This window comes from Desulfobotulus sapovorans DSM 2055 (assembly GCF_059569355.1).
Map to the genome: position 1 here is coordinate 20695 of NZ_JCANVJ010000026.1, position 24372 is coordinate 45066.

23 protein-coding genes and 1 pseudogene are annotated in these 24372 nt (G+C 53.5%); 13 read left to right on the plus strand and 11 right to left on the minus strand.

Annotated elements, in window-relative coordinates; genetic code table 11:
* Positions 1-252: 252 nt before the first annotated feature.
* Both BR04_RS14300 and BR04_RS14305 read right to left on the minus strand, forming a co-directional pair.
* Positions 253-660 (minus strand): pentapeptide repeat-containing protein, encoded by a 408-nt coding sequence (locus tag BR04_RS14300; RefSeq protein WP_496356704.1) that lies wholly within the window; start codon positions 658-660, stop codon positions 253-255.
* 69 nt (positions 661-729) lie between these two features.
* The gene (locus BR04_RS14305) at positions 730-1818 is read right to left on the minus strand and encodes a glycerol dehydrogenase (protein ID WP_496356705.1); all 1089 of its coding nucleotides are present in this window, start codon (positions 1816-1818) and stop codon (positions 730-732) included.
* Between the two features lie 608 nt (positions 1819-2426).
* On the opposite strand from BR04_RS14305, the gene BR04_RS14310 reads away from it, so the two are divergent.
* The 4 genes from BR04_RS14310 to BR04_RS14325 all read left to right on the plus strand — a co-directional run bounded on the left by BR04_RS14310 (position 2427) and on the right by BR04_RS14325 (position 7877).
* A complete protein-coding gene (locus tag BR04_RS14310; protein ID WP_496356706.1) occupies positions 2427-4160 on the plus strand; it encodes a uracil-xanthine permease family protein in 1734 nt (577 codons plus the stop codon).
* Between the two features lie 340 nt (positions 4161-4500).
* Positions 4501-5778: a glycerophosphodiester phosphodiesterase family protein gene (locus BR04_RS14315; protein WP_496356707.1), complete on the plus strand. Its 1278-nt coding sequence runs from the start codon at positions 4501-4503 to the stop codon at positions 5776-5778.
* Between the two features lie 157 nt (positions 5779-5935).
* On the plus strand, positions 5936-6172 hold the full coding sequence (locus BR04_RS14320; protein WP_496356732.1) for an AbrB family transcriptional regulator: 237 nt from the start codon (positions 5936-5938) through the stop codon (positions 6170-6172).
* A 148-nt stretch (positions 6173-6320) separates the two neighbouring features.
* Positions 6321-7877, plus strand: a complete 1557-nt coding sequence (locus tag BR04_RS14325; RefSeq protein WP_496356708.1) for an ATP-binding protein — start codon at positions 6321-6323, stop codon at positions 7875-7877.
* A gap of 34 nt (positions 7878-7911) precedes the next feature.
* Here the strand turns inward: BR04_RS14325 and BR04_RS14330 are convergent, their stop codons facing one another.
* The 5 genes from BR04_RS14330 to BR04_RS14350 form a co-directional block, all read right to left on the minus strand.
* Positions 7912-8814: a cation diffusion facilitator family transporter gene (locus tag BR04_RS14330; RefSeq protein ID WP_496356709.1), complete on the minus strand. Its 903-nt coding sequence runs from the start codon at positions 8812-8814 to the stop codon at positions 7912-7914.
* A gap of 284 nt (positions 8815-9098) precedes the next feature.
* Positions 9099-10451, minus strand: a complete 1353-nt coding sequence (locus tag BR04_RS14335) for an SH3 domain-containing protein (RefSeq protein WP_496356710.1) — start codon at positions 10449-10451, stop codon at positions 9099-9101.
* Positions 10452-10794: 343 nt separating this feature from the next.
* The gene (locus BR04_RS14340; protein ID WP_496356711.1) at positions 10795-11187 is read right to left on the minus strand and encodes a hypothetical protein; all 393 of its coding nucleotides are present in this window, start codon (positions 11185-11187) and stop codon (positions 10795-10797) included.
* 46 nt (positions 11188-11233) lie between these two features.
* Positions 11234-11641, minus strand: coding sequence for a hypothetical protein (locus BR04_RS14345; protein WP_496356712.1), 408 nt, complete (start codon positions 11639-11641; stop codon positions 11234-11236).
* Between the two features lie 126 nt (positions 11642-11767).
* Complete coding sequence (locus BR04_RS14350) at positions 11768-12148, minus strand: hypothetical protein (RefSeq protein WP_496356713.1); 381 nt, start codon at positions 12146-12148, stop codon at positions 11768-11770.
* Positions 12149-12862: 714 nt separating this feature from the next.
* On the opposite strand from BR04_RS14350, the gene BR04_RS14355 reads away from it, so the two are divergent.
* Entirely contained in the window at positions 12863-13351 is a 489-nt protein-coding gene (locus BR04_RS14355; RefSeq protein ID WP_496356714.1) for an Lcl C-terminal domain-containing protein, read from the plus strand.
* Between the two features lie 105 nt (positions 13352-13456).
* On the opposite strand, the gene BR04_RS14360 is transcribed toward BR04_RS14355, so the two are convergent.
* Complete coding sequence (locus BR04_RS14360) at positions 13457-13828, minus strand: hypothetical protein (protein ID WP_496356715.1); 372 nt, start codon at positions 13826-13828, stop codon at positions 13457-13459.
* Positions 13829-14201: 373 nt separating this feature from the next.
* Between BR04_RS14360 and BR04_RS14365 the strand changes: the two are divergent.
* The 8 genes and pseudogenes from BR04_RS14365 to BR04_RS14400 all read left to right on the plus strand — a co-directional run.
* Positions 14202-14636, plus strand: a pseudogene (locus BR04_RS14365) (IS3 family transposase); the annotation flags it as partial.
* A 158-nt stretch (positions 14637-14794) separates the two neighbouring features.
* Positions 14795-16159 carry a PP2C family protein-serine/threonine phosphatase gene (locus BR04_RS14370; RefSeq protein WP_496356716.1) on the plus strand — a complete coding sequence of 455 codons (1365 nt, stop codon included), beginning with the start codon at positions 14795-14797 and terminating at the stop codon, positions 16157-16159.
* An 87-nt stretch (positions 16160-16246) separates the two neighbouring features.
* Positions 16247-18076, plus strand: a complete 1830-nt coding sequence (locus BR04_RS14375) for an MBL fold metallo-hydrolase (RefSeq protein WP_496356717.1) — start codon at positions 16247-16249, stop codon at positions 18074-18076.
* Positions 18077-18437: 361 nt separating this feature from the next.
* A complete protein-coding gene (locus BR04_RS14380; RefSeq protein ID WP_496356718.1) occupies positions 18438-18956 on the plus strand; it encodes an Lcl C-terminal domain-containing protein in 519 nt (172 codons plus the stop codon).
* A gap of 48 nt (positions 18957-19004) precedes the next feature.
* Complete coding sequence (locus BR04_RS14385; RefSeq protein ID WP_496356719.1) at positions 19005-19523, plus strand: Lcl C-terminal domain-containing protein; 519 nt, start codon at positions 19005-19007, stop codon at positions 19521-19523.
* A gap of 93 nt (positions 19524-19616) precedes the next feature.
* Positions 19617-19901, plus strand: a complete 285-nt coding sequence (locus BR04_RS14390) for a hypothetical protein (protein ID WP_496356734.1) — start codon at positions 19617-19619, stop codon at positions 19899-19901.
* Positions 19783-20085, plus strand: a complete 303-nt coding sequence (locus BR04_RS14395) for an Lcl C-terminal domain-containing protein (RefSeq protein ID WP_496356733.1) — start codon at positions 19783-19785, stop codon at positions 20083-20085. Before BR04_RS14390 ends, BR04_RS14395 begins: the two co-directional genes overlap by 119 nt.
* Positions 20086-20493: 408 nt before the next feature.
* Positions 20494-20940, plus strand: coding sequence for an Lcl C-terminal domain-containing protein (locus BR04_RS14400; RefSeq protein ID WP_496356720.1), 447 nt, complete (start codon positions 20494-20496; stop codon positions 20938-20940).
* 285 nt (positions 20941-21225) lie between these two features.
* Here BR04_RS14400 and BR04_RS14405 read toward each other — a convergent pair whose 3' ends face one another.
* From BR04_RS14405 to BR04_RS14415, 3 genes are read right to left on the minus strand one after another with little or no spacing between them, the layout of a single operon-like run.
* The gene (locus BR04_RS14405; RefSeq protein ID WP_496356721.1) at positions 21226-22038 is read right to left on the minus strand and encodes an ABC transporter ATP-binding protein; all 813 of its coding nucleotides are present in this window, start codon (positions 22036-22038) and stop codon (positions 21226-21228) included.
* A complete protein-coding gene (locus tag BR04_RS14410) occupies positions 22031-22969 on the minus strand; it encodes an ABC transporter permease (protein WP_496356722.1) in 939 nt (312 codons plus the stop codon). Before BR04_RS14410 ends, BR04_RS14405 begins: the two co-directional genes overlap by 8 nt.
* On the minus strand, positions 22966-24216 hold the full coding sequence (locus BR04_RS14415) for an STAS domain-containing protein (protein ID WP_496356723.1): 1251 nt from the start codon (positions 24214-24216) through the stop codon (positions 22966-22968). Before BR04_RS14415 ends, BR04_RS14410 begins: the two co-directional genes overlap by 4 nt.
* Positions 24217-24372: the final 156 nt, after the last annotated feature.

The following is a 24372-nucleotide window of genomic DNA, read 5'->3' on the forward strand; positions in this document are numbered from 1 at the left end:
AGGAAGTCTCCCCTTAGAACCGCTCAAAGTTCTGCAAAGGGGAGACTTTCATGCACAGCCACCAGAGCCTAAGTCATACGCGCAGGGATTGCAAGCATCACCCTGGTTGGATTCCAGCCAGCCGCAAGTAAAATATTTGCGGCTGACTTCGTTCATTGCCCCGGGGAAAAAATCTGATTCTGTACCTTCCGGAGCGTCCGTTTTTTTCCATTCGTTTTATGCCAGGTGAATCCGGGCGGCATGTTGTGACGGTCAGTAGCATGTGCTTCCAGGGCGACATTCGTCAAAACAGCCTCCTATGGAAGGGGTGGCACATTTCAAATCCGGATTGAACCAGGAATGGGCACCACTGAAATTCGTCCCGTTCAGGATGGCACCATCCAGGGTCGCTCCCCTCAGGTCTGCCTCGACAAAACTGGCATTTATCAGGATGGCATTGTTCAGAAAAGCACCTTTCAGGTTGGCTTTATAAAAGTTGTATCCGCTCAGATTTTTCCCCTTGAGATCGGCACCACTCAGATCACACCGGGGGCAAGCTCTCAACTTCAGCAGTTGATCCAGGTGATTTGGATTCCACGCCTGGGCCTGCCCCATGGAGATCAGGTAAACCAGCGTTGCCATGATTGTGATTCCAGGCAGATGTTTTATCCCTGTCTTCATGATGTGTCTCCTTTTCAGCAAGGCTAATGTGTTGCAGGGAGGGATCTGGCGCAAGGCAGGGGGCAGTGTCTATCCTTTTTTGCGTGTTTCTCCTCTGGCACTTGCGCTCAGCATGGCATGGAGAACCCTTTCCGGCGTGATGAGTCCTGCCTCGTTGTGAATGGACTCTTCCGGAGCGCAGGCCTTTTCCGCTGCCTGCATGAGACGTGTCCGGTCGCAGCTTCCAAGGCCCAGATCCCCGAGGGTGGTGGGCAGGCCCACGTCCTCACAGAAGGCGAAAACGCTTTCCGTTTCTTCCGGTGGTGCGTCCGTGAGAATGAGACCCGTCAGCACGCCAAAGGCCACCTTTTCTCCGTGGTAGAAGGCATGGGTTTCTTCCAGTGCGGTGAGGCCGTTGTGGATGGCGTGGGCAGCGGCCAGCCCTCCGCTTTCAAAGCCGATGCCGCTTAAAAGGATATTGGCCTCCACCACATGCTCCAAAGCTGGTGTGAGGAGTTCTTTTTCTGCGGCAATTCGGGCCATGGGGCCGTACTGCCGGAGAATGTCGTGGCAGAGTCTGGCGATGGCAAGGCCCGCCTGGGTGGCAAGGCCGCCGCAGACATTGGCCGCACGGCTCTGGTGGCAGGACCGGGCCTCAAACCAGGTGGCAAGCCCGTCGCCCATGCCGGCCACAAGAAAGCGGGCAGGTGCCTTCACGATGATTTCCGTGTCCACGAGAACGACGGCGGGGCTGGATTTCTGGTAATGCACGGACTCAAAGACCCCGGCCTCTGAATACACCACGGCGCAGCCGCTGCACGGAGCATCCGTGGAAGCGATGGTGGGGACGATGAGGACGGGAATACCCGCTCGATCTGCTGCAATTTTTGCGGTATCAATGGCTTTTCCGCCACCCATGCCCACCAGTACGTCGGCCTGTTTTTCCTTAAGGATTTCCGCCAGTCGCTGAAGCTCCTTTTCGGAACACTCTCCGGAAAAGGGTTCAATCCAGACATCGGGGAGGTTCGCCATCAGGCCTTTTTCCGTCATAATACGGCGGGCGGATGCGGATGCGAGAACAAACCCCCGTTTTCCTTTGTTCCGGATGAGGAGGGGAAGCTGTTCCAGGGCTTTTGGCCCCTGAATGTACTGGCCGGGAAAAAATGCTTTTTTCAGCATGTAAACTCCTTGTAAAAGGCAGCGGGAGGCCGTCTGCGGATGCGTGTTATCAATCAATCAATGGATGGATGTCCCGGATGCAGGTATCCCCCTCTGGGTTCCTGTGCATGGCAGCCGCTTCCGGACAGGTAATGTTCCAGCCTTCTGCATTGCTTTCCATGCATCGTTTGAGGACAGCGATCTGACTCAGCGTATATCTGAGAGCACCCTGGAGATAACCGGAGCAGGCTCTGATCCGAAAGGCGGCCTGCTCCTCGGTGCTTGCGGATGGGAGAGGCAGAGGTCTGGTGAAAATCATCGTCACTATATCCGGACTTTTTTATAGCTGCAAGGTTATGGTGAGGGCCTGCTGACCAGCCTGGACGGACAGCCCTGCTGTGATTTTTCAATGATGAAGCAAGCCCCCATGAAACGCGGCGAGCAAGGAGTCGTTTCGGTGTGGAACGGGAGCCTTCAGGGAATTCCTGGCAATCCGGGGTAAAATGCCTCATGGAAGAAAAAAGGATTTGATCTGCGGGTCAGGTTCAGACTATCTGGGGTTTCGTTCAGAGGAATGGCCTGATTTTTTTTGTACCGGTATGACAGAAAGCATGAAGGAGAGGTTTGGGATGAAAGGCTTTTGTGAAAGCGGGAAAGACGGCAGTTCAGGAACGGCAGAGCCGGGATGGGCGCTCTCTTTTTTTCTTGGACTCGTTCATGTCTCCCTTATTTTTGACGGCATTATTTTTCTGCCCAACATGATCGGCAAGGCCACCGGAACACCTGCGGATCAGGTGGCCTTTGTCACCTTCGCCACCCTGCTGGTGGCCGCCTTTGGTACCTTTCTTCAGGCCTTCCGGCCGGGCAGTCTGGGCTGCGGTCATGTGCTGTTCATGGGTTCCTACTCCGCCTTTCTCGCCTGCACCCTCATGGCGGTGGACATGGGAGGCCTGCCGCTCCTTGCCACCATGACCCTTCTCTCTGCGCCTGTGGTGTTTCTGTACGCCTATTTTCTGCGTTTTTTGCGTCACATCGTCACACCGGCGGTGGGAGGGGTGCTGATTGTCCTCGTGGCCTTAAGCCTCATGCCCATTGCCATTGAGCTCTGGCAGGGAGGCGATCCCGCCCAGCCCCATTTCGGTTCTTCCCAGAACTACCTTGTGGGGCTTGTGACCATGGGGGTTCTTGTGATGTTCATGCTTTTCGGCAGCCACAGGCTTCGCCTCTGGACGCCGCTTCTGGGTATTGGGGCTGGCTGCCTTACGGCTTCTTTTCTGGGGCTTCTCACCTTAGAGCATGTTCGCCATGCGCCCTGGTTCGGACTGCCTGAGGCCCGGTGGCCGGGTCTGGCACTGGACTTTCAGATGGCCTGGCTGCCCCTCGCAGGTGCTTTTTTCATTGCGGCTCTGGTCAGTGCCATGGAGGGAACGGGCAATATCATGCTCTTGCAGCAGATTTCCGTAAAAGGCTTCAGAAAGGTCGATTACACCTGTATTCAGAACGGGCTGTATGCCGACGGACTGGCCAAGGGACTCTCCGGCCTTGTCGGAGGCACACCTGTGGCAACCTTCTGCGACAATATTCCGCTTCTTAAAATGACCCGTGTAACCTCAGCACGGGTAGGCCTCATGGGGGCTTTGATTCTTTTTGCGCTGGCCTTCATGCCCAAGGTGTCGGGTTTTCTTCTGGATGCTCCTTCCGCCGTGATCGGTGGTATGCTTGTACCCATCTGCGCCATGCTGTTTTATGCGGGCTTCGGGCTGGTCATGCGCTCAGGTCTTTCCTTTCAGATGGGCCTCATTCTGGGGATTTCCCTTTGTGCGGGACTGATGGCGGAGACACGGAATTTTTTCCCCTCCATCATGCCCGTGGATCTTTCGCCCATTCTTCAGAACGGGGTGGCCATGGGCGGGTTCGTTGCCATTTTTTTCAGTACCCTGCTGTATCTTTTTCCCAGACCGGGTATGGCTCTGCACCTGACACCTGTACCCGCAGCCATGACGACACTTTTAGAAAAGCTGGAGCCACTGAAAGCCCGTTTTCGAATGGGGGATGAGGCCTTTCTGCGTCTGCGGCTCTGCTGTGAAGAGACCTTTTCCCACCTCATCGAATATGCGGGGGACTCGGACAAAAAGTGCCTGTTTTCCGTCCGGCTCTGGGAGGAGGGAGTTTTTGTGGAGGTGATTATCGGTGAAACCGTGGAGGAGATCGATCAGGGGATGCGGCCCTTTACAGGCATCAATGCCACGGAAGCGGAGCTGGATCGGATCGGCCTTCTGATTCTTTCCAGAATGGCAAAGGAGGTGCAGCATATCCACATCTCCGGATATACTTACATCTCTTTTGTGATCGCCCTTGACTGAACAGTCCGCCGGAAGATGAGGGTCGCGATATTTTCCGCTGTGCATTGCCAGGGAGTGGTATAAAAAGAACGGCTTTTTCCTTATCCCTGCTTTTTGCTGAAAGGAGCTTTGCTGTGAATATTCTTTTGCTTCTTGTGGTTGGGCTCGTGTTTCTGGGCGACGCTTATCTGTTTTACGGTAGATGATTGCCGTGTTTTTAATGAGAAGGATCAGAATCCCACTCCGGCAATCACCATGGAGGATGGACGGGATTATGTTCCGATTGATAAGTATATTTCAGCATGTTTCGTTCTTCCCCTCAGTGAAATTTTTGATTTCTTGAAAAACGAGGAGTGTATCCATGAAAAGAGTGTCACAGGTCGTGTCTTTTTTTATTGCCGCAGCGCTTCTGGTGACGGGCTGCATGGGAAGCAGGGAAACCGCCGGTACAAAGGCATTGCAGGATACGGTAATGACAGGAAGAGGAGAAATTCTCACGAGCAAGGCCGTCATTGCCCACAGAGGCGCTTCGTATTACGCCCCGGAATCTACGGAACAGGCCTATATCCTTGCCCGGCAGATGGGAGCGGAATATCTGGAGATTGATCTCCAGAGAACCAGAGACGGCGTTTTGATTGCTTCCCATTGCAATGATCTTTCCCAGAAATCCAATATTCTGGATGTCTTTCCTGACAGAGCCAAAAATCGGATGAGCGACTTTACCCTTGAAGAAGTGAAGCGTCTTGACGCTGGCTCCTGGTTTAATGCCAGGTTTCCCGGCAGAGCCAGAAGCTCCTTTGTGAACGCAAAAATTTCCACCCTGGAGGAGGTCATGAACATTGCAGAGGGAAAGCTTGCCAATGGCCAGCCGGATCCCAATGACAATGGCAACAGGCCCGGACTTTACATCGAAACAAAGGTGGCCACCTTTTTTCCCGGCATCGAAAAGGATCTTTACGAACTTCTCAAAAAAAGGGGCTGGCTGGCCACCTCCGTGAAAGAGGCCCCCGCCGGATTTGACCCTGCCAAAAAGATTGGCGTGCAGTTCACCACTGGCAGAACCATCCTTCAGACCTTTGAGCCGGAAAGTCTGCCGCTTCTTACCCAATACATGCCGGAAACCCCCAAATGCTTCCTGCTCTGGCTGTACACAAAACAGGAGGCCCTGGACTGGGGCAGCGAAAAGGTGGATCAGTCTGTTCCCGGAGCAGATCTTGCCAAAACCTATGGCCCCTTGCGAAAGGATGAACCTCTGGCCCAGGCGGAAGGGGAAAGCTATGCGCAGTTCAGTGCAAAATGGGAAATGCTTTCCGAAGAAAATTACAGGATGTGGCTGCAATGGGCAAAGAATAACGGCGCTTTGGCCGTTGGACCCGGAACCCGGCTTGCCGGATACAATGATCCGGAAAAGGGGGATCAGAGCTACATGGATCTCATCGACCCCTGGTTCAATGACCTTGCCCACGGCATGGGCCTGCTGGTTCATGCCTATACCCTTGATGAAACAGTGGATATGGCCAGAGCTGAGGCCAACGGGGTGGATGGTATGTTCACCAACAGGCCTGATGTACTCATCCGGTTTTATGGGAAAACCCTCCATGCAGGGCTGGAAGAGGTTTTCAGTATCTATGGGTGGTAAAGAGGAAAGAAGCTGTCTTGCAGCATGAACCCACGGTGCAGAGGGCCTGTGTCTGAATCTTCATCGGTCAGAACGATTCTTTTGGAAAAGGGAGCGGCTCCGGTCGCAGGAAAGCCATGTGTGACCTGGCCGTAAAACTGTTGTCTGGGCTGTTCTGATCTTCGTATCCGCTGTTGTGGCGCTGGTTTTGCAATGGGCTTCGCATCAGGCCCCTGCCTTGTCGTCGGGTCTGGATGCCCCCCTCATCCCGCTGCTCCAGCCCCTTGGCCTGGTGGCTGCGGGTGTTTTTGTCGGCCGCATGGGCCGTATTCCCGCAGGTGCCCTTTTTCTGCCTATGGTCGTGGGGGCTGTGCTCAATTCTCTTGGGGTGATGCACATTCCCCTGCCGCCCTGACCCTTCTGGTGCGGAGTCCGATCCCAGACAGGAGGAAACCATGATCCGGATGATCGTGAATGTTCCCACTCCGGAACAGGCGAAGCATCTTTAGTGGATGAACCTTGCCATGAAAGAAATTTTAGTTTTTTAAAAACGGGAGCTTGAAATGTCGCATGAGCATGCAGCACTCGAATCGGTTAAATTAACGATTCCCGCCAAGATGTCGTTTTTATATATCGCCACCGAGACGGCCAGGCATTACGCCCTGATGGCTGGTTTTTCCGAGGAAGACACGTATAAAATTCAGTTATCATTGGAAGAAACAATCGGTATTATTGTTTATAACGGCTTTGCGGAATGGGAAATTGCCCCATCCCTGGATATCTTTTTTTCCATCAGCGATCCCTACGGCATCGTTATCAGAATTGAAGACAAAGGCATGCCATTTGATCCTTTAACGGTGCCACATCATGATACAAACCAGGCGATGGAGGATATGCAGCTTGTTGGTTTCGGTTTGAAACTTGTGAAAGGTATGGTGGACAGGGTTGAATATCTGAATCTGGGAAAAGACGGCAAGTCAACCCTTTTGACCAGATATTGCCAGCCACCTGTGCATATCCCGGAACCTGCCGACCATTTGGGAGCCGGCAGCGGGGAGAGTCATGAGGATCTGAAAGCGCCGCTGGAATTTATTGTCCGCAGATTGAAGCGGGAGGAAGCTATTGAGGTCAGCCGCTGTGCGTACAAATCCCACGGCTACACTTTTTTTAATGATGTTATATACTATCCTGAAAAAATTTGGGATTTGAATGAAAAAGATCTCATGATATCCGCCGTTGCCGTCACACGCCGCAACGAATTCATGGGACACTGTGCCCTGATGCTGTCTGAGCCCGGTGCACGGATTGGTGAAGCCACCTTTGGTTTCGTAGATGGCAAATTCCGTCAGCACAACTGCATGGATCGAATAGCGGAATTTCTCATCAAAACGGCCAGTGAAAAGAATTTCACCGGCATTTACTGCTATGCCGTAATGATCCACGTAATAACCCAGAAAGTGAATGTAAAAGCGGGTCTCCATCCCCTGGCCATTTTACTGGCCACGGCCCCGAAGACCTGGGTATTCAAAGGAATTACCGAAAATATGACTCAAAGAATCAGCGATATGCTGTTTTTTCAATACTTACATCGTCCAAAACCACGCCGTATCTATTCTCCGGAGCGTCATGTTCAGATCATTCGAAAGCTCTACGCAACGATTGGTGCATCACATACGATCGAAAAAACGTCAGACAACATGGCGGAAATTCTTGAAGGAAAATCCGTTATCACTACGAAAACAGACGAGATGACAAACTGTGCCGAACTTTGGATACTCCGTGCCGGGCCTGACATCGACAGGGAATTGAAGAATACCCTGCGCAAACTCTGTACAGAAGGCATCGCTTCGGTCGCGCTGTTTGTAAGTATGGAAGACCAAACCGCACAGCGTTATACGGAAACATTTGAAGGCATGGGATTCTTTTTTTCTGGAATTCTCCCGGAAACGGCCATCGGCGACGCCCTGATCCTGCAATATCTCAACAACATCGACCTTGACTATACAGCTATTAATATTCTGCCTGGCGAGCCGGAAAGGCTTCTCAGCTACATCCGTTCCTGTGATCCGAATCTGGGAAACAGGTTTCATGGACGGATGTCACCGGCTCCGGATTTCTGAACCGGTTCACTACGCCCGAAAGGACCGGGGCCGTTCAGCGCATCGGTCTGGTTGCCAGCACAATACTGAGGGTGCTGTTTTCTATCTTGCTTTCAAGCGATGACTGCATCTTGATAACAGCCTCTCGAACCTCTCCCATTCGCTGATCCGCATCAAACTCCAGAAAGATATCGATGAAAATCTTTCCGCCAGCCCGTCGTGAACGGACGCCGTGAAACTGCGTATAAGCGTCGTAAAATGAAACGAGTTCGCGGGTAATGATGAGCTGATAACGTTCATCGAGCGTCTTGTCGATCAGATCGAACAGGGATGATTTGATCAGTCCGAAAAATGTGTAAATCACATAACCGCACATGATAATCGATACGATGGGGTCAATGTATGCCGACCATGAATATTTCTTCAAGAGAACCATAAGCAGAAGCGTCAATAGAATACCCAGGGAAATTACGGCGTTTGACATAGGAACCCGCCATTGAATTTCCGTGACAGGCGAGGGAAAGACTTTAAAAATTCGATAATTTCTAAGCCAGAGATACGCAAAAGCCGCAGTGGCGATCAGCATGAGCGCAGCACCCATCAGGGTTGTTTCGGTTTCAAGGCGGATCGGTGAAATCAGTCGCTCGATGGAGGTATAAACAATATATCCCAGTGAAAGAACCAGTGCGAATGCACCCATCACTGTGATCAGATTTTCAATCTTTCCAGTTCCGAAATCGTACTGGGCACCCATGCCTTTTCGAACCCTGTACAGAACCAGCCAAAGCATGAAGTTGGTAAAAAATACGTTAAAGTCCCCCAGCAGATCCGCATACAGGGTCATCGAATTGGCAAAAAAGGCTACAATAATCGATGGTATAAGAAAAGCTATATCCGCAATCAAGGAAATTACGGCCGTTCGTTCTTTTGTCGCCTCAGCGTTTATGTCATTTTTCATTGTTGGTGCCTGCCTGTTCTCTTTCCATTGTCAGGGAGGAAACTGTAAGACTGTTGATGACCATGTCCTTCTGGTACGTTCCATACGATGATTTTCGGGCTTAAGATCTTTCATGAACCCTGGGGAAATTATGGGCTCGTGGAACAAAAACAGCATCTGTGAAACCGGTACAGCTCCCGACAGGAATCGGGATGTACCGGTTTTCTGTCCACCTGCTGTGCAAATGGGTCTGGACTACCTGTTGTCCCGCTCAGTACCATGATTTCCCGAAGGGTTTAGGCTTTTCAGGGCATGTGGATCTGGCCCATACCCGTGATCCGTTCCAGCATCAGTCCATCGGGCCGGGCGAGGTGGGGCAGCTCTTCCCCCGGTTTCAGGGAGGTGATGACGGTTCTGCCAATGATCCATCTTCCCGTCTGGCCGGAAACACGGGTGCGCAATCCCCAGAGGCTGTGGAGCACCACAGGTTTTCCGGATGCGGGATCCTGCCCCAGATATAGCATCACATGACCGGGCATGAAAAGCAGTGTTCCGAGGGGACGGGCTTCTTCGAGGATGCGTTTTTCCTTTTCTTCGGCGGAAAGGTCGGCAAGGGCAGTCCACTGTCCGGCCTGGGCCTGCTGGCTGGAGTTTCTGGGGAGGGGCAGGCCGAAAGCCGCATAGAGATCCTGAATGAGGGCCGAGCAGTCCCGGTTTTCATAATGGCCGCCCCATCCGTAGTTGTTTCCGACAAGTCTGTCTGCCATACCTTTAAAATTTTCATGTGTGGCGGGGATGGGCCAGGAATGGGCAAGGGCCTTGGAAACCCGTCCCCTGCCAAAGACGGCCCGGCCATCGGTTCCGCGCAGGGGAAGACCGACGGAAAGGTTTTCTTCCCCTTCGCCTTCTTTCGACGGATGGCGGGGCAGTCTCATTCCCACACGGCCATATAGGGCAAAGGCTCCGTCTTCGGTGAAAACGGGAACCTCATCCTCCATAAAGGTGATTTTTTCAGAAGAATGGAAGGCCTTCATGAAATTTTCATCCACCCAGGCAATTTCCTGAGACCGCACCCACCCGGAAAGCCAGGGTGCTTTGACAAAATACCAGTCTCCGTTCACGGAGGCGTGGCGTACAAGGAGAGGGGTTCCTGCAGGGATCAGGGAATCCTGCTGATAGTCAAAGGGAAAACCTTCTCCGGGATCTGAGGGATTGTAAAAGAGGGGGCTTACTGTGGGCAGCATTCTGAGGGATGTCGCGGTCACGCTGATGGCGGGTTTTTCCATGGAAGGCCAGTTGTCCGGAGCCATACGGCCTTTCATGGCCTCAAACCAGCCGTCTGGCCGGGGAAGCAGGTTTTCTCCGTAAAGTATTTTGCCTTCAAATCGCTGGATTTTAGCAAAAGGATTTTCTTTTTCCGGGAGGATGGGGTTCTCCCAGGGAGAAAAATAGCGGGCTTCATAGGCGGCAGCAAGATCGGGCTGGGTATCTTTGGAAAGAAAGAAGCCTTCCGGGGGGAGATGGGCGATATAAGGGCCTACATGCTGGGGAAGGGTGTCAAGATCCGCGATCCGTCCGGGAGCCGGAAGCTTTTGGCTGCAGGCGGCGAGAAACAGAAAAAGAAGGGGCAGAAAGCAGGATCGTCTGAATGCGGACATGGGGTTTCCTTTTTTTAAATCTGGTTTTTCTGTTAACTTTTTAATATCAAATGGCTGTATATCTGAAAATCGTTTGAAGCCGGTATTTCCCGAGGTGGATGGGGAGTACCGGCTTTCTGTTTCTTTCTTTCTGTTGAGGATCAGGGCTGGGTGATTTTCCAGGGCAGCATGCCCGGTTGGACGTTAGGGGAAACGGAAAACCAGCCCTGATCCCTTGACGAAGCCATGAAGGATTGCAGGATGTATTCTTTTGAAAACATATACGAAAATACCTGTTTTTCTTCCCATGGGAGAGGGGCCGGGGTGAGGGTAAAAAGGACTCAGGAACATCCTTATTTTGGATTCAGAACGGAGGATACTTTGCAAAAACCTCATATTCCTTGATTTTATAATCGGATTTTAAGTGCTCGATTCTTTTTGCAAAGCGCTTCTCGCATTCCCGGTTCCAGTAATCGGGACGGGTTTCCCGGTTGTCACCCTGACATCCCCAGGGCCGGCATCCGAAATCCGTCAGGGAAAAACATGTGGAGACATGGAACTCTCCAAGAGGTTTGAAGCGGTTTTTCATTCTTTCCTCATAGCTCATCAGAGGGCTGTTAAAGGCTGTGATTTTTATGCGGCACTGGACAGTATCCCAGCAGCCATTAAAGGGTGAGAAGGCGTGGGAGATTCCGGGCAGGGCAAGACAGATCAGGAGAAGAAAAGGTATGTGGATGCGGTGCGGTGCTGTTTTCATCGGACGGATCCTTTCCCGTATGTTTTCCGTAAGGGAAGCCTGCATGTCAGTAAGGACGGATGGAGCCGGATTCTTTCAGACTGAACTGGGCCAGCTCATAGATTTTCGCACAGACCTTGTGGGGTGCATCAGCGGTGCCCGGTATCAGATTGAACTGGATGTGTTTTTTTTCGGATTGTAAGCCTCCCTCAATATAACTTTGCTGGCAGACTCTTTCATCCAGCCAGGGATTTCCTGAGCAGGAGAACCCTGCTCTTGCCATTCCGCTTTCAAAGCGGACATTAAAGCTCTTCCAGATACCGAGAAAATTTTTCTGGATATCGCTGACCGTGCAGGTAAGAGCGCGACCCCTGATTTCTCCGGACCAGTCACTGGAAAAGGCCGTTGGGGTCAAGATCAGGCTTAAGAGCAGAAGACAGATAAAGGGCAGAATGCAGGATTTTTGTTTTTTCATGGCAGCACCTCTTATATTCAAATCCGTAATGAATCGTGTTGTTTTTATCGGAGGACTCCCCTGACACAGCCTTGGATCCAGCGTTCCCACGCTGGCGCATGGGAACGTTCGCTGAAGTGAGAGCGCCTATTTTCTGTCTCCGGATGTGTAGAGAAAGGAAGAGGCTGCCATATGCACAGAGCTTTCCGGAACGGGTCGGATACAGTCCACAGGCAAGGTACCAGCCTGCTGGTTATCGGGAAGAAGCACTACACAGAATTTTTCCTGTTTCGGGCAGACGACAGCCATGCGGAAGACGTTTTTGGGTGCACCGCCTGCCCGGAAAAGATCGTAGCGTTGCAGACTGCATCCGGACTGCTGGAGGATGCCGTCCGTCTTTTTCCAGTACATCGGAGGCATGGAATGATTGACCCATACCTTTTCAGGAAGTTCCCAGGCGAGGGCCGAAGAGGAACAGGCAAGTACCCAAAGAAAAAGGGTTCTGGAAAAAAGGGTCTGCATGGACATGACTTTCTCCTTTTTTGATCGGATTATGGATGCTGGCCCGTCACCCTCTGTGCCGTTTTATCAGGGGTCAGGGCGGTTCTGCGTGTGAAGAAACGGGAGAACCTGCTTTGTCTCCGTTACCTGTGAAAACCTGTGGCTGGCCTCCGCTACTCGGCGATTGGAGGGAGGAACGCTATCACAGAAATAATATTCAAGTCCCTGGGAATTCTTGTAAAATTTTATGCCAAAAGAATCCGTACAGCAGGTGTACTTGGGATGAGAGGCTGTCACGCATCGGAAGGTCTGTTTATGTGTGACAAGGCCTCGTTTGTTGAATATTCAGCAATATATGTGCCGTGTGCTTGTGTTTATGGTATTCGCAGATTTTTTTCTCCATATAGCTGCCTGATGTTTTCAGAACTGTAGTGCAAAGCCGGAGAGGGTTTTTAAGCGCATACCATTTCAGGGTCTCTTTCGTGACAAGGGGGGCGGTTTTTTTGAATGCCAAATCCATTGGCATATGACAGTTTTGTTGTCAGTTGTGGATGGTAGTTTTAATTCCATTGAAAAGCTGTTCCCAATATAAATGCGTTATGATTTTTGGTATCTTTTTTGCAATCTTTTGAAGCTTGCCAGAGCCTACTGTTCATGGAACCGTTCCGTAGAAATTCAGAGTCAAAATGCCTTATCATGAATGGAAGAGATTGCGGAAACATTTTAAGGAGGAAAAAAGCAATGAAAGAAAAATGGGTTCAGAGAAAGGTGCATGTGAAAAAGAATCGGGTGTTTTCTCTGGGATTGCTGGTGCTTTTCTGTATTACAGGAAGCGTACAGGCGGCACAGCAGCCTTCCCGCTTTCAGGAGGTCGCCGGAAGCGGCGGCACGATCCTTCGGGATACTACCACGGGGCTTGAATGGCAGCGCTGTCCCTATGCGCAGATTTGGACGGGTTCCGGGTGCGGTGGAACAAGCTGGAGGGGAACCTGGCATGATGCCGTAATGCTGAGAGTTCCGGGTGGATTCCGACTCCCCACCATTGATGAACTGAAATCTCTTGCTCCATATGACAGAAGGGATTTTCCTGGTGACTATTGGTTCTGGTCGTCTTCATCCTCTGTCGATAATGGAGCCAATGTATGGGGCATGAATTTCCTCAGCGGTAAGGCTGGTTCCATAAGTAAGAACAATGCCAATAAAGTTCGTTTCGTGCGTACGGGACAGTGATTTTTATTTTTTTGGGGCCTGTCGTGAGAGGGCCAAAAAAGGGGGCGCTTCAGGCCCCTTTTTTGGCTGTTTCCACCAATTTTTCAGGGAACCTTCCAGAAAATTCTAAAATGATAATTTGATAAAATCATCACTGTTTTCATAATATTTTCCTTCTTTTTTCAGCACATCCAGTCTTTGGCTGAACTGGTTTTTGCATTCATTTCTCCAGTGCTCTGTATTCGTTCCTTTGTTTTCATTGTCGCAATTCCATGGACGGCACCCCAGATCCATCAGGGAAAAACAGGTCGATACTCTTATCGTTCCCAGATAATGGTAAATTATATGGTCACGACTTCCAAAATCATACACCTCGGCGGCCCTGCATCGTATCTCGTCCGGACAGCCTTTGAACATATCGGCAAGAAAAGCCTGTGAGCTGTGAGGGACGGTGATAATGAGTGCGATTATGATGGCTGTTGTTGAGGTTTTTTTCATATCCATTTCTCCTTTTTTTGATGTTTTTGTTCAAAAAAGATCTGATTACTACCCGGATTCAGTCATCAGCCAGGTCTTGTACGTGCTTCCATGTCCTTGCCCTGAAAGCTGAAAACAGGCGAAGGATTTAGAACTCACCGTTCCCATGCCGGAGTATGGGGACGATGGCTGAGGCAAGGCGGTAATCCGCCAAAAGTATAACAATTAAAGAACGTTCAGACTTTTAGCTAGCAAAATATATGCCATTATTTTTGTATTTTTAGTTTTTAGGATAGCCCAGCTACGATTAAAAAAGACATATTTATCTGATATGGACGGACGTTTGCAATTGGAAAAAGTCAGATATTTTTTGTGCGGCAACTTTATGGGTATGTGGCAGTTTTGTGGGGGCATTTTTTGCAAGGATGTTGTCAGTAACGTAGGCTACGTGATGGGAGAGCCTATGACAAAAAACCTGGTCTCCCGGTCACGGTTTCGCGCCGTCGCCGCCAAAAGACCCGCAGCTGGCCTGATTCATCATTCCGACAGTGGCAGCGCAGTACAGCGCCGCAGACTACCGAAAACTCTTTGACCAGTTCAAAATGCGGGCATCCATGAGCCGCAGGGGAAACTGCTACGACAACGCTCCCATTGAAAGCTTCTGGGGGGTACTGAAAAACGAACTTGTTCATCATCAGCGTTACGAAACCCGGCAGGAAGCCCCATACGCCAGATCACAACCTACATAGAAATCTTTTATCATCGGCAACGACGGCAGAAGAGGCTTGGCTATCTCTCTCCTGCAGCCTATGAGAGGCAATTTTTTTAAAAGCAGCAGGCGGCTTAAATATTTTGGTGCCCGCTATTGACGACCGACCCCATATCGATAAAAATACCACCCCAGTCTCGCTTCAGGCATGAAACGCACTCCCCCTCCCGGACTGAAGCCACCAATGCAGACAATACGTCCATGGAGAAAAACCACTTGTGAACCCAACGGTTATGGATCTCTTTTTTTCCTTGATGAAAGACACCTGTGTCATCATTGTCCTTGCCTACATCCTGCTTCGCTCCCAATCCTTCTCCGAGGTGATTTCCCGTAAAGTCACCGTAAACAACCAGATTTTCTTCATCCTTGTCTTCGGCACATTTTCCATCTACGGCACCTTGAACGGTATCCGCGTCATGGGCGGTGCTCCCGCCAATATCCGTGACCTGGGCCCGATGATTGCGGGCCTCATGGCAGGGCCCGCAGCGGGTATCGGGGCGGGGATGATAGGGGGCATCCACCGCTATTTCGAGGGGGGGGGCACGGCAATTCCGTGTGCAGTCGCAACGGTTGTGGCGGGGGCCATCGGCGGCGGGGTTCGTCAATTAAGGCGCGGAAAACTGCCGGATGCCCTGGGGGCCAGCCTTCTGATGGCGGCCATGGAAGCCCTCCACATGGGAATCGTCCTGCTGCTCGCAAAACCTTATCCCCTGGCTCTGGATATCGTGAAGCAGGTGGGAATCCCCATGATTGTCACCAACGCGGCGGGGATGGGGATCTTCATCTTCATCGTGACCAATCGCATCCGGGAACAGGCCACCGAAGCGGAAAAAAAGGTGATGGAAGGGGAACTGGCGGCGGCGCGGGAAATCCAGATGAGCATTCTTCCCAAGATTTTTCCGGCCTTTCCCAACAGCAGGGAATTTGATCTCCACGCCCTGCTGGTACCTGCCCGGGAAGTGGGCGGTGATTTGTATGATTTCTATATGCTGGACGATGAACGACTTTTTTTTGTCATTGGCGATGTTTCCGGCAAGGGGGTGCCGGCCTCACTTTTCATGGCCATTACGATGACCCTTTTCAAGGTGAACGCCGAGGCGTGCGCGCTACCGAACGAGGTGACCAACCGGGTGAATGACCAGCTCAGCAAGGGCAATGACGCCACCATGTTTGTCACCACGGTCTGCGGTATTCTGCATATCCCCACAGGCAGACTGACCTTGACCAACGGCGGCCACAATCCGCCCCTGATTGTTGGAGAAGACGGTATCCGGACGATTGCCGGTACCCCTTCCATGGTTGTGGGCGCCATGGAAGGCATCCTCTATTCCCTTCTTGAAGAGCGGCTGTTACCGGGGGAAACCCTGGTGCTTTTCACCGATGGGGTCACCGAAGCCATGAACGGAACCTATGAACCCTATGGGGATAAACGATTTCAAGGCGAGCTGCTCAAGGTCTGTGACCGGCCCGTAGATGAAATCACCCGGGCCATCCTTGACGATATTCATGCCTTTGTCGGTGACACCCCGCAATCCGATGATATTACGATTCTTGCAATGCGCTACAAAGGGTCTTCCACCTGATCCGGTTGTCGCGTGTGTGCCCACCCCGCAGTGATGGAGAGGGCTTCTGCCCCTTGCGTCGGCGTACCCGCCCCCCCCGAAACCCGCTTGATTCAGAGTATCCTGCCGATGGTGCATTCGTCCATCGGGCGTTATTTCCTTTTTTTATTGAGAGATCCAGCCATGGTCAACGCGCCCTTTTTCCTGCCCGTCCGGGCCTGGAGCCCCATCCCCGGCGCTGCCGGTTGTGCAATCTATCCCCTGGTGGATGAACCCAACATCCGCAGCAGCAATGTTTATCTGATCCACACGCCGTTTTGCTTCGTGGTCATTGACACCGGGGCAAATCCAGACCATCTGGCCCAGGCCCGTCAGGCCGCCCGGGAAAAGACCGGCGACACCCTTCTTCCCGTGCTGGTGCTGATCACCCATTGCCACTATGACCACTGCGGCCATTTCATCCAGGGACAAACCGACTTGCTTCAACAGGGGCCCCAGGCCACGGCCATCCACTGGGAGGGGGCCCAGTCCCTGGCCAGCGCCGATGATCAGGCCACCGCCGCCGAGCTGGGCGAGATAAAGATGACTTCCTACCAGGCCGATGTGCCCCTGTTTTCTCCCAAAACCATGGCGGGTCACACCTTTGAGCTGGCGGGGAGCTTCTTCAGCCTGCGGCCAGAGCCTTGGGAACCGGTTCTGGGCGGGCCCGCCCTTTGCCAGGTGCTCACACTGCCCCATGGCGGGGAGATAAGCATTTTCTCCACGCCGGGCCACTCGCCAGACTCCTGCTGCTTTCTTCTGGGGCAGCTGATGTTTATCGGCGATATCCCCTTGGCGACCGCCCCCTTTACCGCCGGTATCCACGGCTGGCATGCCGAACGCCTGGGCAATTCCCTTGAGCGGCTGATATCCCTGGCCCGGCAAGAAGACAGGGTACTCTTGTACCTGCCCGGCCACGGCGGGTTATTGACCCATGACAAGGCCTTGGCCGTTTTTTCCAGGCTGGCCGGGCAATGCAGGGAGCTGGTTTCGCTGGAGCGGTGCGACCGGAAGCGTATCGCCTATTTCAGCGACTATGGCGGCGCTCTCATGGAGCAGATTAACCAGAAATTCGACCTGGTGGCCGCCAGGCTGGCGAGGCTTTCCGCCAAGCTGGAGGCATTAGAGGAATCCGGCGCGGCGCAAAGATGCCGCCAGCTCCTCGACCAGTCGGCCGCCAGACGTTTTCTGGAGCAATATGAGCTGATGCAGGTGGCCTATCGCTCCGGCCGTCACAGCAAGGTGGAGATGTCGATGGGCGCCCTGAAGACCATCCTGAATCTGGGGCGTCTGCTGGATTACGAGCTTCTGGGGCAGGTTGTGGATCCGTTTATTCTGGGACGGCTGCGCCAGCTTCTGACCGATTTCGCCAGAGCCGCCCAGGGCCTGCGTTTTCCCGAGACCGCCAGGGAAGCCGACCTTAACCAGGAGACCCTGCGGGTTGTACGCCAAAGCCTGAGCCCCCTGGGACCCCAGCCCTCATCTCTGGACGATCTGCCCGTTGAGGAGGATGCGTTCCGGGATTACCTGGTGAGGCGTCTGGCCCATGAGCCGGTCTTTGCCGAAGGCCAGCTGGTGTGCCAGCTGGAGGAGACGAGGCCGCTCATGGTGCCTTTGCTTTTGCCCCGCTTCGACCACTGTCTGAATATGCTTTTGGTGCGTCTGGCCGAGCAGGGCGCCAGGCGGATTTTGGTGAGTACCCGGGACGGTCAGGAGAGTCCCGCCAGGCTGGTTCTGGAGGCTTTTTTTGATCAGCCGCCAACGACTTCCCAGCTGCTGGTCATTGTGGGTGTCAGGCGCTGGTTGCCCACGGCGGCGATGGATAGCGATTTGCGTCTGGATGGAACCACGCTCTCCATGGGTCTTCACTTTAATCAGGAATCTTCGTTGCCCTATTAAGGCCGTTTTTGAGCTATTCGGGCCGGGTGGACATAAAACGATGGAGACAACTGCCCTGACACAGGGGGATTTTGTGGGGGCATTTTTTGTAAGGATGTTGTCAGTAAGGACACATTGTAAATATTTGGGCATCTATATTGCATGGTTTGTTTTTCAATTTGTACGTCCTATGCCATCGCTCCCACGCTCCATGTTTTGGTCTGGATCGTCCCGGCACTTCGTCAATATCCAGTTTCCAGAGAAGGGATACCCGAGGATACTGGCCCTGGGCGCAGAAGCGCCCTGTAGTGCGTTCCCACGCTGGAGCATGGGAACGATGGCTGAAGCAAGATGGTAATCAATTTTAAGAAAGGGGAAGGCAATGATGAAAAAAAAGATTGAGAAGAAGATGTGTTTGAAGAAGAATCTTTTGTTTTTTTGGGGCATGCTGGTGATTTTTTGTGTTGCAGGAATCGCACAGGCAGCACAGCCCCCCCAGCCCCCTCAGCTGCCCGTTCGGCCACCTTCCCGTTTTCGGGAAGTAGAAGGCAGCAACGGTTCCATCGTCCGGGATACGAATACAGGGCTTGAATGGCAACGCTGCGCCTATGGTGAGAGCTGGACAGGTTCAGGCTGTAGCGGAATACCTTGGAAAGGAAGCTGGGATGATGCGGTCAAACTGACTGCTTCGGGTGGTTTTCATCTTCCGACTCTTGATGAGTTGAAGTCACTTGATCCATATGATCAAAGTATTTTTCCTGGTGCTTACTGGTTTTGGTCTTCTTCACTTGATGCCAATTCTATCCATGCCTGGGGCATTAATTGGGGTCACTTCAACAGTGTTTACGGTTACCGTAAGAGCAATGACGGTCAGGCTCGCCTCGTGCGCGCCGGAAAGTGATCCTGGTTTTCTCTGCCTGCTGTGATATTTTGAAATAAGGAGAAGACAATGATGGAAAAAGGGGTTCAGAAAAAAAATCGTTTGAAGAATCGGAGGGGGTTTCTTGGCTTGCTGGTGTTTTTCTGGGCTGCAGGAGTCGTACAGGCGGCGCAGCCGCCCCAGCCGCCGAACGTACCGCAGTTACCTCAGCCGTCTTCCCGTTTTCAGGAGATCGCCGGAAGCAACGGTTCCATTGTCCGGGACAACAGCACAGGGCTTGAATGGCAGCGCTGTCCCCATGGTCAGATCTGGACGGATTCCGGATGCAGAGCCTCTGCCTGGGAAGGAAGCTGGGATGAGGCGGTAAGGCTGACGGCACCGGGGGGCTTCCGGCTGCCGACGGCGGAGGAGCTGAGGCGGATCGCTCCCTGTGATGTCAATGTCTTTCCTGGACCCTACTGGTTCTGGTCTTCTTCACCCGCCGCCAGCAATACGGCCTATGCCTGGTTCCTTTACAACGCTGATGGTTCGGTCATCAGTTACAAGAAGGTCAGGAACCACGTCCGTCTTGTACGTGGCGGTTCGTGAGAATGATTTCCGGGGCTGGCTGGCAGGATTTTTCATGGAGTTATGAGGAAGAAAAAGGCAATGAAGCAAGACACTGTTCAAAAGGAGAGGGGTTTGAAGAGGCATACGGTATTTATTCTGGGGATGCTGATGTTTTTCTTTTTTGCAGGGACCGTGCAGGCGGGGCAGAAAGCGCCCGCGCGGTTTGAGGCGGTCGCCGGAAGCGGCGGTGTCATTGTCCGGGATAACAATACGGGGCTTGAATGGCAGCGCTGTCCTTATGGTCAGAGCTGGACAGGTTCCGGATGCAGCGGAGCGGCGTGGAGGGGCGTGGAGGGGAACCTGGGACAATGCATTAAACCTGACCGTCTCGGGTGGTTTCAGGCTCCCGACCCTTGATGAGCTGAAGACCCTGGTGCCATGCGATCGCAGTGTCTTTCCGGGGCCTGACTGGTTCTGGTCTTCCACCCCGCGTGCTGACCATAAAAACAGAGCCTGGTGTCTCCATTTATATTACGGACGTATCGATGACGATTACACGAGTTATGGGCGCCTCGCCCGCCTTGTGCGCACCAGGCAGTAGTTTCCGGAACCGTTTCCCCGTAAAGGCATGGAGAAGGCGGCCTCAGGGTTTTTTCCTTGAGAACTGGAACAGGTTTGGGACGGCATGTATCATGGGTGTCGACTCCGTTGACACCAGCATTTTAAACGCCAATTAAATTGGCGTCTGGATCGTATCCATACCGTCCATTCCACCTTTCTGGTTGTTTTTTATATTTGGTATGTTTTTTGCTATTGTGTTAGAGGCCGCAGCCCACATGGGCGGCATTGCGACAAGACCCGGCGCAGTCGGGGGAAGATCTTTGGGGAATGAGTCAGATAACCTTTCGGTTGAAAACAACCAGAGCGGCAGGCGAAATCTGGCGTTAGCAAAGCGAAGCAACCGGTTTACGGCACATTTAAATACAAACAAATACAGGAGGGTACAACGATGAGCAGTCACAGCAACACCATAATGGGATTTTTTGCAGCAGCACTGTTCTGCATGATGATGGCTGCCTCGGCATGGGCCGGCGACAAGGGTACGGTGGTCATGGGCAGTCTGGTTTGGCTCAAGGATGCCAATTGTTTCGGAAAAGATAATTGGCATGCTCAAAATAACCGTATTCACCAACTTTCAAACGGTTTCTGCGGTCTTAAGGATGGTTCTGTGCAAAACGACTGGCGCATGCCCACAGTCCAGGAGCTTCAAGGCCTTCAACAGTCCGGCATGTTATCCAAGTTCCATTCCGTAAAGGAATACTACTGGTCGTCCACTCTGGCCACTGACACCAGCAGGGCCTATATCGCAGCCATGAACCGGCTTTACGGTGCGGCTTACCCAAAGACGAAAGACTTCTACGTTTTGCCTGTCCGGGCAAAGAAATCTTCGGATTAACAGTCCAAGGACAAAGAAGCGATCGCCAACAGGCCTGCGAAACCGGCAGGCCTGTTTTGCGTCATGCGCGAGGCATGGCCAAAGACCTTCTTGCCGCATCAACCCATGATGACAAGATCGAAAAAACCTTCAGGGCAATGCTGCTGATACGGTCCGCCGGATTTGCTCGCAGTTCTGAGGGTAAAGTCCGTTTGGCGCTCCTGCGCCGGGGATGCCTGTACCCATCCCTTCCCGAAAGAAGCGGGATTTTCAGTCTCTCCCCATGTTCCGCCACGGCCTTTTTCACTATACATACTGCTCTGCCACCACCTCCGCCACGGAAGCGTCGAAAAGCTCCCTTCGTCTCACCCGGTCAAAGGCCGCCATGAGATCCGGAATGCGTACCCGGCCCTTTCTTTCCCCTGCGTAATCCTCCACAATTTTTCCCTTGTGCATCATGACAATGCGGTCGGGCAGTTCCACGGACTGCTGCATGGAGTGGGTGACCATGAGGGCCGTGAGCCTTTCGCTGCGGATGATTCGCCGGGTGAGATCCGCCACCTGGGCCGCACTTTTTGGGTCAAGGGCCGCCGTATGTTCGTCGAGAAGCAGAAGCTTCGGCCTGAGCCAGGTGGCCATGAGCAGGGTCAGGGCCTGACGCTGACCGCCGGACAGGGTGCCGATGGGATTATCCAGACGGTTTTCAAGGCCCATTTTCAAAGAGGCCACCCGTTCGGCCATTTCCTCTCTCACCTGCCGGGAAAGGGCCGTGGAAAGGGGGCGCTTCAACCCCCTTCGCATGGCCATGACAAGGTTTTCCGCAAGGGTCATTTCCGCAGCCGTTCCTGCAAAGGGATTCTGGAAGACCCGGCCCATGAGGGCTGCCCGTCTGTGCTCGGGCCAGCGGGTGATGTCCTGCCCGCCCAGAAGAATTTTTCCCTGATCGGCCAGAAAAGTGCCCGCCACCGCATTGAGGAGGGTGCTTTTTCCGGAACCGTTGGTGCCGATGATGGCGGTGAAGCTTTCTTCTTCAATGTGCAGGGATACCCCCTGAAGGGCCTGAACCGCGTTGGGGGTGCCGGGAAAAAAGGTCTGGGAGAGATTCTGGATGTCAAGCACGCTTTTTTCCTCCCCGGAAGAAGGTGAGCATTTTTTCCCCGCCATGGGGAGCGACCAGGGCCAGAAAAACGAAAAGGGCGGTGACAAGTTTGAGATCATTGGGATTCATGCCCCAGCGCAGGGCAATGGCGATGAGGAGCCGGAAGAGGATGGTTCCCAGAATGACGCCGGTGATGGCCACGCCAAGGCCGCCGCGCCGCACAAGGGCCTCGCCGATGATGATGCTGGCAAGGCCCCAGACCATCATGCCGATGCCCATCTGTACATCGCCAAAGCCCTGATACTGGGCCAGCAGGCTGCCGGAAAGGGCCACAAGGGCGTTGGAAAGGGCGAGGCTCAGGATGACCATGGTATGGGGATTCACCCCCTGGGCTTTCACCATCTGGGGGTTATGGCCTGCGGCCCGGAGGGCCGTTCCGAAATGGGTGAGCAGAAAACGCCAGAGCAGAAAGCCCACCCCCGCACAGAGGCCAAGGCTTGTGAGAAAGACGGCAAGATCCTGCACAGGAATCTTCCAGCCCCACAGAAGAATACGGGAGGCGTCCGTGAGGGCGAAAAGCCCCTTTTCCACGGGATCGGAGAGGGTGCTGACATCGAGAAGGGGAATGTTGCTGCGGCCCATGACCCGGAGATTGATGGAGTAAAGGGCCGTCATCACAAGGATGCCGGAGAGGATCTGGGGAATTTTAAAGCGGGTGTGCAGCAGACCTGTCACGGTTCCGGCCAGTGCTCCGCCCACAAGGGAGGCAAGGAGGGCTGTGAGGGGCGCATGGCCCTGCATGAGCATGACAGCGGAAATGGCGGCGCCTAAGGTGATGGAGCCATCCACCGTGATGTCCGTGAAGCGGATCATGCGGAAGCTGATCAGGGTGCCGAGGGAAAGGAGGGCCAGAATCAGCCCCATGGTGAACGCGCCGATGACAAGATTCATAGGAAGTCCTCAGAATTTTCAAGTGCATGGAACCAGCAGGCACCCCGGATAAAGGCGCTTTCTCCAAGACCGGTGAGGGGACGGGCATCCTCCATGAGGTGCAGCACCGCCATGGGCGGCGGGCCGTGGAAAAAGCGGCCTGCGGATTCATGGAGTCCGATCACGCCGTTTTGCAGGGGCTGATGCGGAAAGACAAGGGCATGGGCATGGAGCGCCATGTCCGGGTGCGAGGGCAGGGGAAGGAGAAGGGCCTTTGAAGAAAGGGGAGAGGTGCTTTCCGCCACCACCCCGGTGACAAGGGCCTGATGGCCTGTATGGCAGCGTTCTCCACAGAAAGAGAGCCAGTTCCGGATTTCCGGAAAAGTCATGGGCTCGGGAAGATCCTCACGCCCCGGGGAGCGGATGAGGCTGCACCCCACAAGCCCTTCGATTTCGGCCAGCAGCACAAAGCCTGTGGCTTTTCCGGAGCTTTTTTCCAGAAGGAGGCGGAGAATCCGGGAGAGGGGAAAAAGGATGTTTTCCCTTTCCGGCGCAAAGCGCAGAAGATGGCCCATTTCCCCCCGGCAGATCAGGGCCTGGAGCACATGAAGCTCCGGGACATAGCTCCCTTCCCGGATGAGAAAATCCGGCGGGCTTTCCCCGTCCGGCGGCTGACAGGCCACAAGCCCCCCAAGGGCCGCAAATTCTCCGGAACCTTCCAGAGCCTCTTGGGCGGAGGTGGCAGGACTTCCGATGCCAAAGGCCATGACCTCCTCATCCAGGCGGATTTTTCTGAGGTCTTCCTTTACGGTTTTTTCCCAGGGTCTCCAGTCTGCAGGGATGGCAAGGCGCAGGGAGGCTTTTTCATTCAGCACAAAATGGGTGATCCCCGAAGGCCCTTCTGCGGCCTTTCTGTCCGGGGCTTCGGGGGGAGCTTGCGCTGTATCCAGAGGTAAATCCTCCGGCAGGCTGTCTTGCATCCAGTCCGCAAATCCCGAGGTTTCAAGGATCTGCCGAACAAAGGCGTTGGGAGCCGTGACTTGCCATGAACCCCGGACAGCGTGCAGGGCCTTTGCCACCTGAAGCAGGGCGCGGATGCCTGCGGAACTGAGAAAGGCCAGCCCGGAAGCGTCCAGAACGATGCGGTGTTCCCCTTTGCGGATTTCCTCCAGAAGGGTGGTGCTGAAATACTCCGACCAGGCGGCATCCAGCCTGCCTGCCGCCCGGACGAGGAGCCAGGACGTTTTCTTTTCAAAGCTCAGCTTCATGGCGGATCCTTATCTGTTCTGTCACATGCGTGGAAACCGGAAAAAGGGTTCCCGTTTCTCCTGCACCGGGAATGTCCCGGTGTTTTGGGATGCGGTACGGGGCGTTCTCTAACCTGATGTTGGGTCTTGAAGATCAGAGAATAGACGGATATACCA

Coding starts and splice junctions, on each gene's coding strand:
- BR04_RS14310 (WP_496356706.1), top strand. CDS start 2,427: ATGAAAGGCTTTTGTGAAAGCGGGAAAGACGGCAGTTCAGGAACGGCA.
- BR04_RS14355 (WP_496356714.1), top strand. CDS start 12,863: ATGAAAGAAAAATGGGTTCAGAGAAAGGTGCATGTGAAAAAGAATCGG.
- BR04_RS14415 (WP_496356723.1), bottom strand. CDS start 24,216: ATGAAGCTGAGCTTTGAAAAGAAAACGTCCTGGCTCCTCGTCCGGGCG.
- BR04_RS14350 (WP_496356713.1), bottom strand. CDS start 12,148: ATGTCCATGCAGACCCTTTTTTCCAGAACCCTTTTTCTTTGGGTACTT.
- BR04_RS14340 (WP_496356711.1), bottom strand. CDS start 11,187: ATGAAAACAGCACCGCACCGCATCCACATACCTTTTCTTCTCCTGATC.
- BR04_RS14410 (WP_496356722.1), bottom strand. CDS start 22,969: ATGAATCTTGTCATCGGCGCGTTCACCATGGGGCTGATTCTGGCCCTC.
- BR04_RS14345 (WP_496356712.1), bottom strand. CDS start 11,641: ATGAAAAAACAAAAATCCTGCATTCTGCCCTTTATCTGTCTTCTGCTC.
- BR04_RS14395 (WP_496356733.1), top strand. CDS start 19,783: ATGGTCAGAGCTGGACAGGTTCCGGATGCAGCGGAGCGGCGTGGAGGG.
- BR04_RS14385 (WP_496356719.1), top strand. CDS start 19,005: ATGATGGAAAAAGGGGTTCAGAAAAAAAATCGTTTGAAGAATCGGAGG.
- BR04_RS14400 (WP_496356720.1), top strand. CDS start 20,494: ATGAGCAGTCACAGCAACACCATAATGGGATTTTTTGCAGCAGCACTG.
- BR04_RS14380 (WP_496356718.1), top strand. CDS start 18,438: ATGATGAAAAAAAAGATTGAGAAGAAGATGTGTTTGAAGAAGAATCTT.
- BR04_RS14305 (WP_496356705.1), bottom strand. CDS start 1,818: ATGCTGAAAAAAGCATTTTTTCCCGGCCAGTACATTCAGGGGCCAAAA.
- BR04_RS14335 (WP_496356710.1), bottom strand. CDS start 10,451: ATGTCCGCATTCAGACGATCCTGCTTTCTGCCCCTTCTTTTTCTGTTT.
- BR04_RS14315 (WP_496356707.1), top strand. CDS start 4,501: ATGAAAAGAGTGTCACAGGTCGTGTCTTTTTTTATTGCCGCAGCGCTT.
- BR04_RS14360 (WP_496356715.1), bottom strand. CDS start 13,828: ATGAAAAAAACCTCAACAACAGCCATCATAATCGCACTCATTATCACC.
- BR04_RS14325 (WP_496356708.1), top strand. CDS start 6,321: ATGTCGCATGAGCATGCAGCACTCGAATCGGTTAAATTAACGATTCCC.
- BR04_RS14300 (WP_496356704.1), bottom strand. CDS start 660: ATGAAGACAGGGATAAAACATCTGCCTGGAATCACAATCATGGCAACG.
- BR04_RS14330 (WP_496356709.1), bottom strand. CDS start 8,814: ATGAAAAATGACATAAACGCTGAGGCGACAAAAGAACGAACGGCCGTA.